This window comes from Ignavibacteriales bacterium, assembly GCA_016709765.1.
Classification (GTDB): Bacteria; Bacteroidota; Ignavibacteria; order Ignavibacteriales; family Ignavibacteriaceae; genus IGN3.
The window spans coordinates 964,553-977,310 of the sequence record JADJMD010000013.1 but is presented as its reverse complement, the minus strand read 5'-3'; the positions used below and the strand labels follow the sequence as shown (position 1 = coordinate 977,310).

Below are 12,758 nucleotides of genomic sequence, written 5' to 3'. Positions count from 1 at the left end.
AAAAGATTTAATATTTATCTAATGATAGTCGTACAATATCTTTACATTCAAGCACCTTGTTATCAGAACCAAACTGCGTAACATTAATCATTGCCAAACCTATTTCCTTTAGTGTGATTATATATTTAGGAAACAGAATTTTCCAAACAGGGTAAAGAGGTGCAAATATTTTATACACTTTATATGTATTCTTTAATCCTTTCGTTGGGTGAATATATCCTGGTCTGAACATAAATGCTGCTTTAAATGGAAGTTTTAATAGATCATTCTCTGTTTTACCTTTTACACGAGCCCACATACTTTTTCCCTTTTCTGTGCTGTCTGTTCCAACACCTGACACATAACAAAAAGTCATATCAGAATTTAACTTTAATAAAGTCTTTGCAAAGTTCAATGTCAAATCATAAGTGATATGCTTGTATTCATCTTCTTTTTTCCCGACAGAAGAAACTCCTGCACAAAAGTAACAACCGTTGTATCCAGTAAGTTGATTTTCAATTTGAGTTAAATCAAAAAAATCTTTTTGAATAATTTCTTTTAACTTTTCGTGTTTTACTCCGCAAGGTTTGCGATTTATTACTAAAACATTTTCTACTTCTGGATGGAGAAGACATTCGTGTAAAACGCCTTCTCCAACCATTCCTGTTACCCCAGTAATTATTGCTTTTATTTTCACTACGTTACCTCCTCAACATCTGATTTTATTTTTATTTCATTCCCAAACAGTTTTGCTACTCTTCCGCAAAATGTTATAAGATAAGAAAGAATATCTTCAGCCTTTTCAAATCGGTTTTCAATTACAAGTTTCATTACTTCTTTTTGCTGATTGAATTTTATTTTGTCTTTGTATTCATCCATTATAAATCTCATCAACTCAACAAAACGTACTTTGTAGTAATCTTCTTTTTCGCCACGCGGAAGAATTATAAAAATATTTTTTCTTTGTATGGCAATTCTTTCAAACAACGCAAACGAAGAATAAAACTTTAAAGTTGCTGTTAAAACTAATCTTTTTACAATTTCCGGCAGTACTCCAAATCGGTCTAACATTTCTTCTTTAAGTTCTTCAATTTCAGACAAGCTTTTAACTGAATAAAGTGCAGTGTAAAAATTTAAGCGATCCATTTGTTCGGGCATATAAGTAACGGGAATACCAATATCAAAAAAGGTATCTATGGTTGGATCTGTTCTTTCTTCAATCTTTGGTAAAGATTTAAATACTTCTTTAAAATCCTGGTACTTAAGTTCATCAACAGCTTCATTTATCAATTTAATATAAAGGTCAAAACCAACGTCGTTAATAAAGCCTGTTTGCTCTGTGCCAAGTAAATTTCCCGCACCACGAATTTCTAAATCTCGCATAGAAACATTAAATCCCGAACCAATTTCTGTAAACTCTTCAATTGCCTGCAAACGGCGCAAAGCTTTTTTTGTAATTCCACTTAATGAAGGAACTATAAAATGTGCATAAGCTTGTCTGTCACTTCTACCAACACGTCCGCGTAATTGATGAAGCTCTGCAAGCCCAAATCTATCTGCACGATTAATAATTATTGTGTTAACATTTGGAATGTCAATTCCAGATTCAATAATTTTTGTTGATAACAGAACATCAAACTTACGATTGAGAAAACCATGAATAACTTCTTCGAGCTGTGGTGGTTTCATCTGTCCATGCGCAACTCCGATTTTTGCTTCGGGAACATATCGCTTGATGTAATCAGAAAGCTTGTCGATGGATTGAACACGATCATGAACAAAATAAACTTGTCCGTTTCGCTTTAGCTCATTCATAATCCATTCACGGATCTTTAACGCATCAAAAGTAGAAACGTTTGTGTTAATTGGCTGTCTGTTTGGCGGCGGTGTTGCAATTATTGAAAGATCACGTGCGCCTAGTAAAGATAAATTTAGTGTTCTTGGAATTGGAGTGGCCGTAAGCGTTAACGTATCAACATTAACTTTTACCTGGCGCAGCTTTTCTTTTGCTGCAACTCCAAAGCGATGCTCTTCATCAATGATGAGTAGACCAAGATCTTTAAACTTTACATCTTTGGAAATCAACCTGTGGGTACCAATTAAAACATCAAGCTGACCTTCTTCTAGAAGTTTTAAAATTTCTTTTTGTTCTTTCTTCGTCTGAAATCTTGACAGTGCAGCAACTCGAACAGGAAATTGCGTTAATCTATCTTTAAAAGTATTGTAATGCTGTTCAGCTAAAATTGTAGTTGGGACGAGTACACCAACTTGCTTACCATCTTGTACGGCTTTAAATGCAGCGCGTACTGCAACTTCTGTTTTGCCAAACCCCACATCTCCGCAAACCAAACGGTCCATCGGATTTTGAGCTTCCATATCATTTTTAACATCGTCGCTGGCTTTTGCCTGGTCTGGGGTATCTTCATAAAAGAAAGAGGCTTCAAGCTCTCGTTGCCAAACCGTATCCGGAGAAAACTTATAACCATCGGTCGATTTTCTTTTTGCATAAAGCTCAATAAGCTCACGAGCAGCTTCTTTAATTTTTTTCTTCGCTTTGGCCTTTGTGTTTAGCCATTCGCCGCTGCCAAGAGTTGCAAGCGTTGGTTTTAATCCATCTGCTGCAGTTTCTTTGGAAGAATATCTTTTAACTAAAGCGAGATAGTTTAAATTAACATAAACAACGCCGCCATCTGCATAAAGAATCTTCATCGATTCCTGATTTGCATCGCCAATTTTTATTGTCTCAAGTCCGGCGTACTGCCCAATTCCATAATCTTCGTGCACTACATAATCGTTACGCTTTATCGACGCAAAACTTTTAGCTTTAGATTTTTTAAACTTTTTTAATGAGGAAATTTTTGTGCGGTATGGCTTATTAAAGATTTGATAATCAGTTAGTAAAAGAATTTTTTCATTTCGATTTATATATCCATCTTTAATCGCAAAGGTTTCAATCTTTATTTTACCAGAGTCAATTAATTCTTCAAGTTCGGGATTTATTTCTGCTAGTAATTCTTTTAAGCGTTTTGTTTGTAATTCATTTTCCGATGTAATGGTAATGCTAAAACTTTTTTCCGCATAATCTTTTAAAACTGAAAATAAGATTTGATAGTTTGAATTGATTGATGGAGAGGGAGAAAACCCAAGCTCTATTCTTTTGGTTGAGGAAAGCTCGTCTTCAATTATCCAGCTAGCACCTTTACTTTTATAATCAAACGAAGTTGTTTCTTCTTGTATATCTGCCTGAAATTGTTTCAGGCTTTCAGATTCCGGAACAATTTCGGAATGATTCGGTTCCGGAAATTCATCTTCATCAAGAGCCTTCACTTTTTTCTTTGATTTAACTTCCTCTTCTATTGCGGGAAAAATTTCTTTTTCTGTGGATTTGATATTATCCAAATCGTAAGACGATGCTATAAAGATTGGATTTGTTAAATAATCAAAAATATCAGAAGTAAAGTCCTCGTCTTGATTTTGAAATGCACCGGCTAAAGTTACTTCTTCAACCTTCTCAAAGGAGCGTTGGCTTTCACCATCAAAGTATCGAATAGACTCTATGAAATCACCATCAAACTCTAGTCTTACAGGACTTTTTTCTGAGTAAGACCAAAAATCTACAATTGCTCCGCGCTGAGAGTAGTATCCTGGTGCTTCAACAAATTTGTCTTTTGTGTAAACAAGTAAATTTAGATACTCAACTAAATCATCGTACTTCAAATCTCCACCAACGGAAACTTTTGTTGTAAGGTGATTTATCTTTTCTTTATCGGGAAGTTTTAGATTTAGAACTTCGTATGTAGTAATTAATATAAATCTTTTGCTTTTTGAAATCGCTGTTAATTTTTCTTGAATTGATTCAAGATTGAAATCATCAATAACAATTAAATCATCAGCAAGACCAAGAATATTTAATTCTACTTTTGTTTCGTGAACAGTTTTACTATCAGTAAATAGTAAAACTATTTGTTCATGTTTCTTTAATAATTCTTTTACTGCAAAACTTTTTGCGGCACCGTAAAGTGGACTAACAAAATTAATTTTATTTGCTGAATCTGAGACGAGAGAAATGATTTTATCAAAAAGTGATGTGTTATTCAAAATATTTAATGGATTGCTGCTCATTACTTTAAGTTAATCAGAAGCTTAACTGTAGGGCTAAACCACCAGGAAAAGGATATAAACTTATTTTAGTTTTTTCATTTTTATTTGTTTCATGATTATCTACAAACTCTCCCGAAAAATATCCAATAGCTGCTCCCATTAGTACGTCCGAAACCCAATGCTGATTATGATATATACGCGAATATCCAACTAATCCTGCTGCTGCGTACCATCCAACTTTCCAAAAGATATTATCAATTTCATTTGCCATTACGGTAGAATATGCAAAAGCCAAAGTTGTGTGTCCGGATGGAAATGAATTATAATCGTTATCAAATGAAAATGGATCGGTATAATAATTGCATTCTTGTTTGTACGGTCTGCCGCGCCCAACAACTGTTTTAGTAATTACCGTTAACGAAGTTGCAAGAAATGTTGCTTCTGTTAGTTTAACTGCAAGTTTTCGTACTGAATTATTATTATCAATCAATCCGTAGCCATATAAGCCAATTATGCTCGCACCCACAAACTCCGTGTAAAAATATTTATCTATGGAAAAAACATCATTAGCAAAATCGCTTTTATTTCTTTGTGAAAAATTTCTTACGTCTTTATCGGTCAAAGTTGCAAGTCCGGTTAATCCAACCATAGCAGAAAATTCAATCCAATCTTCGGAATCAAATCTAAATGGTGATGTATAAAAATTTGCACTAACATTTAGAAAATCTTTAGCATCTTTTACAAAAATGCTATCAACTTGTGCGGATGTAAAACAAAAAGGAGCTAATAAAAAAAGAAAAAAATATTTCATTAATAAATGTAAGTTGTTTTTGTTACAAATTATTTTTGTAACTCAATTACAACTAATTTTTTTCCTTTTTTATTTCTGATATTAGTCGGTTTGTAAGCAAGCTCGTAAACAGTTGATTTTTTTATAAATGACTTGTATTTCATCTCAGCCTTTTGAAACTCTTCATCCAAATTGCCTCCTTTTATTGCAACGATGTATCCTTTCTCTTTAACCAAAGGAAGCGCGTAACGTATTAAGATTATAATCGGTTTAACTGCACGACTAACAACTAAATCAAATGATCCTTTATACTTTGCAATAAACTCAGGGCTCTCAACTCGTGCGCACTCAGCAACCGCATTACTTAATTTCAGCTTATCAACAAAGTCGTTAACGGCATCAATTTTTTTTCCTATAGAATCAACAAGAACACCACGCAAATCGGGGCGCATAATTGCAAGTGGAATTCCGGGAAAACCTCCGCCTGTTCCTATATCAACAAATCGCATTAATTTTTCAGGTAAAAATTTTGTAATGTATGAAGAAATGAAAATGTGATTTTCAACTATACTATCCACATCTTTTCTGGAAATTAAATTTACTTTTTTGTTTTTTTCAACAACAAGATTTGCAAAAAAAGCAAGCCTTTCTGTGCGCATTGGTTCCGGATTAAAACCATTATCCCAGCAAAAATTTTGTAATTCTTTAAGATAAATTTCTTGTTTGGCAGGCGACATACAAAAACCTTAAAATTAGTTCTTCAAATATACCAACAAAATCGAAATATCTGAAGGCGTAACACCCGAGATTCTTGAAGCTTGAGCGATTGAACGTGGTTTTACTTTGCTCAACTTTTCCCTTCCTTCTGTTGATAGTTGTTTTATTTTAGTAAAATCAAAGTTTATTGGAATTTTTGTTTCCTCATATTTTTCTAGTTTGGCAACCGCTTCATATTGTCGCATAATGTAACCTTCATATTTCAGTTCAATTTCAGCTTGTTCCAGTGCTTTTTCATCGTTTAATAATTCAAGTGCTACAAATTCATTTGCAGATCCGTTAAAATTTAAAAGTTGCTTTAGGTTGATTTCCGGACGTTTACAGAGTTTCGATATTGTTTCTGTGGAATCAATTTCATTTGAGCCGATGGAGGTTAAAAATTCATTTATATCTCTTGCATGATATTTTTTAGATTGGCAATAATTAATACCATTAATAATTGTCTCTTCTCTTGATTTAACGGATTTATATAAATCAGCGTCTATCAAATCAAAATCGTAACCATATTTCATCAATCTTCTATCAGCATTATCCTGCCGAAGAAGCAATCTATGTTCTGCACGAGAAGTAAACATTCTGTATGGTTCGTCTGTCGATTTTGTTACTAAATCGTCAATCAACACCCCGATGTACGCTTCACTTCTTTTCAAAACAAATTCTGGTTTGCCTTGAATTTTTAATGCTGCATTTATTCCTGCGATCAAACCTTGAGCTGCTGCTTCTTCGTAACCGGATGTGCCGTTTATCTGCCCAGCAAAATATAATCCCTCAATCAATTTTGTTTCTAAAGTTAAATCAACTTGCTGAGGTGGAAAGAAATCATACTCAACAGCATAACCAGGACGAACCATTTCAACATTTTCTAACCCGGGAATTTTATGCAAAGCTTCGTACTGAATATCCGCATCAAGAGAAGACGAAAACCCATTTAAATAAATTAAATTAGAATCTAAACCTTCCGGCTCTAAGAAAAGTTGGTGTCTTTCTTTGTCAGAAAATCTAACAATTTTATCTTCTATTGAAGGACAATATCTTGGACCAACTCCTTTTATCAAACCAGTAAATAAAGGAGATGCAGCAAATCCTTTTTCAAGAATTTTATGGACAGTAGGATCAGTATAAGTAATATGACAGCTTACTTGAGGAAGAAAAGGAAATTTAGAAAAATCAGTTTGATGAGAGAATGGTTGCGGGTTTTCATCACCGGGCTGCTCTTCTAAAATGCTCCAATTTATTGAATCTTTTTTTAATCGCGGAGGAGTTCCGGTTTTTAATCTACCATACTCAAATCCTAAATCCGCCAATGATTCTGTAATTCCAATCGCGGGTTGTTCACCAAATCTTCCGCCTGTGGTTTTATTCAAACCAGTATGCATCAGGGCATTTAAAAAAGTACCAGATGAAAGAACCAAAGCTTTGCAATACACCACCTCCCCATCTGAATTTTTAACACCAACTACTTTTCCATCTTCAGTTAAAACCTCAATAGCCGAGCCTTCAACAATTTCTAGACTTTCGATTTTAGATATAATACGATTAGCTTCTTCCGAATAAAGAACCCGATCTGATTGACAGCGTGGCGACCAAACCGCTGGGCCTTTAGATCGATTTAACATTCGGAATTGGATTCCAGTGTTATCGGCAATTTGTCCCATTATTCCGCCAAGAGCATCAATCTCACGAACCAAATGCCCTTTTGCGGTTCCACCTATTGCAGGATTACAAGACATTCTACCAAGGGCAAATCTATCCATTGTAACTAATCCAACAGAGCAGCCCATTCTAGCTCCAGCCGAAGCAGCTTCTATACCAGCATGTCCACCGCCTACCACAACTATGTCAAATTTCTTCATATACCAATCTTTTTTATGTTTTCACGTGAAACAAAATTATTTGCCAAATGTTAAGCTTTGTCGTTTCACGTGAAACTTAATCTCTATTTTCCAATACAAAATCTCATAAATATGTTATTAAGAATATCGTCAGAGGTGACTTCACCAATTATCTCAGCAAGATTCAGCTCAGCGTTTCTCAAATCCACAGATATAAACTCTCCGCTCATTTTTTTAAGGATTGATTCCCTAGAATTTATTAAATTCTCTCTTGATTTCTTCAAACAATTATGATGTCTTAGATTTGTTACAATTGCTGTTTTCTCTGTATAATTTTCATTTCCAATGGTTTTTTCTTTTAAGGATTTGAAAAGTGACTCAATTCCCTCTCCAGTTTTGGCGGATATTTTAACATCAGAACTTATTTCGGAATTTCCATCTAAATCAACTTTATTAAGAACCTTGATAATCTTATCTGAGCTTGTAAGTTTTAACAATTCCACAAAAAGATCTTTTGATTCTCCTTGCTGAACATCTTCTAAAAAAATAATTACATCTGCATTTCTAACAGTTTCCTGGCTTCTTAAAATCCCCTCTTTTTCGATTGAATCGTCTGAAACCCGAATGCCAGCAGTATCAAATAACCTAAAAAGAATTCCCTCAATTGAAACCTCTTCACGTATTACATCTCGAGTTGTTCCAGGAATCTCACTTACAATTGCTCGTGATTCCTTCAAAATATAGTTTAAAAGTGAAGATTTGCCAACGTTTGGCTTGCCAACTATAGCAACGTTTACACCATCACGAATAACTCTCCCAAACTCATAGCTTTCTAACAAAGTGTCTATTTCTATAATTATCGAATCAATTCTTTTAAGTAGCTCATCCTGATTTACAAACTCAATATCTTCTTCAGCAAAATCTAATTCAAGCTCAACAAAAGATGAAGAATTTAGCAATTGTGATCTCAAATCATTAACTTTTTTAGATAATAACCCATCAAGCTGATTTCTTGCACCACGAAATGATGCCTCTGTTCTTGAACTAATTATATCCGCAACCGCTTCTGCTTTTGTTAAATCTAATTTGTTATTTAGAAATGCTCGTTTTGTAAATTCGCCAGGCTCAGCTAATCTTACATCCGGATCAGCAATTAAAAGCTCAATAACTTTTTGTGTAATTAACGGATTTCCGTGTGTGCTAATCTCTACACTATCTTCGCCTGAATATGAATTTGGAGCCCTAAAAACAGATACTAAAACGTCATCGACATGTTCAATTTCGCTGTTAACTATATCGCCGTAATGCAAAGTGTGCGTTGCTGCATTTTTAATTTTTATTTTTCCATTAAAAATTTTATCCACAGCAAAAAACGCATGTATGCCGCTAATTCTAATAACGGAAATCGCACCAACTCCTGCTGGAGTTGCTAATGCAACGATTGTATCTTCTTTCACTTTTAAAATGCTCAAATTTTAAGATTGCAAAAATAATCAATAATAAAGGGTTTACCAATTTGGAGTTAGTGAAAAGCAATATTTATTGAATTGTTATTATGACAGATATTTGTGACGATTATGCGCCACATTCAATTTATTTGTCAAAATATCCGCCATTATGGCGACTTACACAAATTGAGAATAATTACCGTAACTCGTTATATTATAATTGGTTATGGATAGAAACCACTTCGGCACGCAGGTTGTTCGGTTGCCTGTGAAATTAAAAAAAACAAAATATAATAAACAACTAAATTAAGGAGATAGTACAATGACACTCATAAAATTCAACCCGGTTAGAGATCTAATCGATTTCGAAAGAGAGTTTAACAAAATGTTTAACTCGCTTGAAAACAGATTTGGTATTTCTAAAAGCAAAGATGTTGATGAGGAATATGAAAATGCTGTGTGGACACCACTAACAGACATCTATGAGAATAATGACAATTTTACATTGAAAGTTGATTTACCGGGAATAAAAAAAGAAGATGTTAAAATTGCTTTTACAAATGGAAAGTTAAACATTAGTGGTGAACGTGTTCAGCAAGCTGAAAATAAAGATGAAAAATGTCATCGAATTGAAAAGGCGTATGGCAAATATTTTAGGTCTTTCACTTTACCGGAATTAATTCAGGCTGAAAAAATAAACGCAGAGTTTGCTGATGGACAGTTAACAATAACTATCCCGAAAGCAGAAGAAGCAAAGCCAAAAGAAATTGAAATAAAAGTGAAGTAAGCTAAGTGTGGATGTTTAAGTGATAGAGGATAAAGGGTAACTATTTGGTTACCCTTTTCTTTTATCTAAATTTAGAATAAGATTTTTTCTTATTCAGGATAAAAATGGAATATAAAGATTATTATAAAATACTTGGTGTTGAGAAATCCGCAACTCAGGATGAAATTAAAAAAGCTTACCGCAAACTTGCAATGAAGCATCATCCCGACCGTAATGCTGGAAATAAATCTTCTGAAGAAAAGTTTAAAGAAATTACAGAAGCCAACGAGGTTTTAAGCGATCCAGAGAAACGAAAAAAGTACGATGCGCTTGGTTCAAACTGGAATCAATATCAGAACACTGGCGGACAGGGCTTTGGTGATTTCTATACTAACTATGGCGGCGGGAAAAGACAATCTGGTTCAAATTACGAATTCTCAGGCGATATAAATGATATTTTTGGTGGAATGGGCGGCAGTGGATTTTCTGATTTTTTTGAATCATTTTTCGGCGGCGGTGGAAGAGGATCTGGCGGAAGAACTCAGCAGCAAAAAACTGCCATTGATGTTGAAGCAAATATGAACATTACTCTTGAAGATGTTTTTAACGGAAGTGAGAAACAAATTTCAGTTGAGGGAAAAAAGTTAAAGATAAAAATAAATCCCGGAACTAAAGATGGACAGAAGCTTAGATTAAAAGGTATGGGGCGTTCTAAAACTGCGAGCGGCGAAAAAGGTGATTTATATTTAAATCTTCATATACTCCAACATCCATTTTATGAAATAAAAGAAAATGATTTATACTACAATCTTGATGTTGATTTATACACCGCGGTACTTGGTGGAAAAGAAAACATTCAAACTTTAGATGGAAAAACCATTAGTATTTCAATTCCGGAAGGAACTGAATCCGGAAAAACTTTAAGACTAAAAAATCTTGGAATGAATAATAATAATTTTCGTGGGGATTTATTTGTAAGGATACTTGTTACAATTCCCAAAAACCTTAGCAAAGAAGAAAGAGAATTATTTAACAAATTAAAATCAATAAGACCAGAATGGTAAAGTCATGCTGAACTTGTTTCAGCATCTAGTTAAAAATCAAAAGACCCCGAACCAAGTTCGGGAGGACTAAATAATAAATTTGGAGAAACAATGACCGAGACTCATAAACAAAAAATTGAATTTAAAGCTGAAACAAAAAAGCTTCTTGATATTTTAGTTCACTCGCTTTACACAAGCAAAGATATTTTTCTACGTGAATTAATTTCAAATTCATCAGATGCCTTGGATAAACTTCGATTTGAATCCAACAAAGGAACAGATATTGTTGATAAGGATTTGCCATTAGAAATTAAAATCGGATTTGATGATAAGAAAAATACCATTACAATTACTGACACTGGTATTGGAATGACGCGCGATGAATTAATTGCAAATATTGGGACAATTGCAAAGTCTGGTTCAGAAGAGTTTTTAAAACAACTTTCTGAAAGCAAGGAAGCGGTAAACAATATTATTGGAAGATTCGGGATAGGGTTCTATTCTGTTTTTATGGTTGCAAAAGAAGTTGTGATTAAAACTAGATCCTACAAAAAAGATGAAGCTGCAGTTGAATGGAAATCTGATGGTCTTGGCGAATATGAAATTGCTGATCTTACGGAAGAAGTTAAACGCGGAACAACGATCGAGATTTTTCTAAAAGAAGAAACAAAAGAGTTTTCAGAAAAGTATCGTTTGGAATCTATTATTAAAAAGCATTCCAACTTTATATCTTTCCCGATCTTTTTAGAGAATGAAAAGATTAACACCATTGCAGCAATTTGGCGCGAACCAAAATCCAATTTAAAAAAAGAACAATACGATGAGTTTTATAAATTTTTAACCTACGATAACGAAGAACCGTTTGAAACTATTCACACTTCAGTTGATGCCCCGATTCAGTTTAACTCGTTGCTGTTCATACCTAAAAAGAGCTATGAGTATTGGAGATTTAATCGAGATGATTATGGTTTAGATTTATACGTTCGCCGTGTTCTTATTCAACATCAAAACAAAGAATTATTACCTGAATATTTAAGTTTTGTAAAAGGTGTTGTTGATTCAGAAGATTTACCGCTAAACATTTCTCGCGAAACACTGCAGGAAAATATTATCTTTACAAAAATTGCACAGAGTGTTGCAAATAATATTCTTTCGGACTTAATTAAAGTCGCAAAAGATTCTCCCGAACGTTATGCCGATTTCTGGAAAGAGCACGGAAGAATTTTCAAACTTGGCTATATGGATTATGCAAATGTGGAAAAGTATCAACAGCTTTTAAGATTTAATTCTTCTGTAAGCAAAGATGAGAAGGAACTTGTTTCCTTGGAAGATTATGTTGGCAGAATGAAGAAAGATCAGAAAGAAATTTATTACTCGCTTGGAACAAGTAAGGAAGCAATTGATTTAAATCCACATCTTGAAATCTTTAAATCAAAAGGATTGGAAGTTTTATATCTCTACGATCCGGTTGATGAGTTTGTGGTTACATCAATTCGCAAGCATAAAGATTTCGATTTCAAATCTGTTGATGGTGTTGATTTGAAAGAACTTGACAAGCTTGAAGATGTTGAAAAGAACGAAGAGCCAAAAGAAAAATTCAGCAAGGAGGATGACAAGGCTTTTGGAAAGTTAATGTTAAAGATGAAAGAAATTCTTGGTGATAGAGTAACAGAAGTTCATGAATCAAAACGATTAAAAGGTAGTCCATCTTGCTTAATTAATCCCGATGATACGATGTCATCAACGATGCAGAAAATTTTAAAAATGTCCAATCAGGGAATGGCTATGCCGCCACAGAAAAGATTGATGGAAATAAATAAGGATCATAAGCTTATAAAAAACCTGATGAATGTGTTTAAGAAAAATGAAAGTGATCAATTTATTGCAGATACAACCGAACAGCTTTATGAATCAGCACTGCTGCTTGAAGGAAATCTTGAAGATCCGTATAAGCTTGTAAACAGACTGAATAAGATGTTGACAGATGCGAGTGAGTTGTATAGTAAGAGTAAAGAATAATAA

9 protein-coding genes are annotated in these 12,758 nt (G+C 33.9%); 3 read left to right on the top strand and 6 right to left on the bottom strand.

What is annotated here, in order from left to right; genetic code table 11:
* Positions 1-7: 7 nt before the first annotated feature.
* From IPJ23_13885 to mnmE, 6 genes are all read right to left on the bottom strand, one after another.
* A complete protein-coding gene (locus IPJ23_13885; protein ID MBK7631765.1) occupies positions 8-676 on the bottom strand; it encodes an NAD-dependent epimerase/dehydratase family protein in 669 nt (222 codons plus the stop codon).
* Complete coding sequence (gene mfd, locus IPJ23_13880; protein ID MBK7631764.1) at positions 676-4,101, bottom strand: transcription-repair coupling factor; 3,426 nt, start codon at positions 4,099-4,101, stop codon at positions 676-678. Before mfd ends, IPJ23_13885 begins: the two co-directional genes overlap by 1 nt.
* A gap of 13 nt (positions 4,102-4,114) precedes the next feature.
* Complete coding sequence (locus tag IPJ23_13875; GenBank protein MBK7631763.1) at positions 4,115-4,891, bottom strand: phosphatase PAP2 family protein; 777 nt, start codon at positions 4,889-4,891, stop codon at positions 4,115-4,117.
* Positions 4,892-4,920: 29 nt separating this feature from the next.
* Entirely contained in the window at positions 4,921-5,607 is a 687-nt protein-coding gene (gene rsmG / locus IPJ23_13870; protein ID MBK7631762.1) for a 16S rRNA (guanine(527)-N(7))-methyltransferase RsmG, read from the bottom strand.
* Between the two features lie 15 nt (positions 5,608-5,622).
* Positions 5,623-7,500: a tRNA uridine-5-carboxymethylaminomethyl(34) synthesis enzyme MnmG gene (gene mnmG, locus IPJ23_13865; GenBank protein ID MBK7631761.1), complete on the bottom strand. Its 1,878-nt coding sequence runs from the start codon at positions 7,498-7,500 to the stop codon at positions 5,623-5,625.
* An 83-nt stretch (positions 7,501-7,583) separates the two neighbouring features.
* Positions 7,584-8,936 carry a tRNA uridine-5-carboxymethylaminomethyl(34) synthesis GTPase MnmE gene (mnmE, locus tag IPJ23_13860; GenBank protein MBK7631760.1) on the bottom strand — a complete coding sequence of 451 codons (1,353 nt, stop codon included), beginning with the start codon at positions 8,934-8,936 and terminating at the stop codon, positions 7,584-7,586.
* 313 nt (positions 8,937-9,249) lie between these two features.
* Between mnmE and IPJ23_13855 the strand changes: the two genes are divergently transcribed.
* The 3 genes from IPJ23_13855 to htpG all read left to right on the top strand — a co-directional run bounded on the left by IPJ23_13855 (position 9,250) and on the right by htpG (position 12,755).
* Complete coding sequence (locus IPJ23_13855; protein MBK7631759.1) at positions 9,250-9,714, top strand: Hsp20/alpha crystallin family protein; 465 nt, start codon at positions 9,250-9,252, stop codon at positions 9,712-9,714.
* A gap of 104 nt (positions 9,715-9,818) precedes the next feature.
* Positions 9,819-10,757 carry a J domain-containing protein gene (locus tag IPJ23_13850; GenBank protein MBK7631758.1) on the top strand — a complete coding sequence of 313 codons (939 nt, stop codon included), beginning with the start codon at positions 9,819-9,821 and terminating at the stop codon, positions 10,755-10,757.
* Positions 10,758-10,847: 90 nt separating this feature from the next.
* Entirely contained in the window at positions 10,848-12,755 is a 1,908-nt protein-coding gene (htpG, locus tag IPJ23_13845) for a molecular chaperone HtpG (protein ID MBK7631757.1), read from the top strand.
* Positions 12,756-12,758 lie beyond the last annotated feature (3 nt).

What these genes read in the sequence shown, in the direction of transcription:
- mfd (MBK7631764.1), bottom strand. Translation starts at nt 4,101, where the DNA reads ATGAGCAGCAATCCATTAAATATTTTGAATAACACATCACTTTTTGAT.
- IPJ23_13875 (MBK7631763.1), bottom strand. Translation starts at nt 4,891, where the DNA reads ATGAAATATTTTTTTCTTTTTTTATTAGCTCCTTTTTGTTTTACATCC.
- rsmG (MBK7631762.1), bottom strand. Translation starts at nt 5,607, where the DNA reads ATGTCGCCTGCCAAACAAGAAATTTATCTTAAAGAATTACAAAATTTT.
- mnmG (MBK7631761.1), bottom strand. Translation starts at nt 7,500, where the DNA reads ATGAAGAAATTTGACATAGTTGTGGTAGGCGGTGGACATGCTGGTATA.
- IPJ23_13855 (MBK7631759.1), top strand. Translation starts at nt 9,250, where the DNA reads ATGACACTCATAAAATTCAACCCGGTTAGAGATCTAATCGATTTCGAA.
- IPJ23_13850 (MBK7631758.1), top strand. Translation starts at nt 9,819, where the DNA reads ATGGAATATAAAGATTATTATAAAATACTTGGTGTTGAGAAATCCGCA.
- htpG (MBK7631757.1), top strand. Translation starts at nt 10,848, where the DNA reads ATGACCGAGACTCATAAACAAAAAATTGAATTTAAAGCTGAAACAAAA.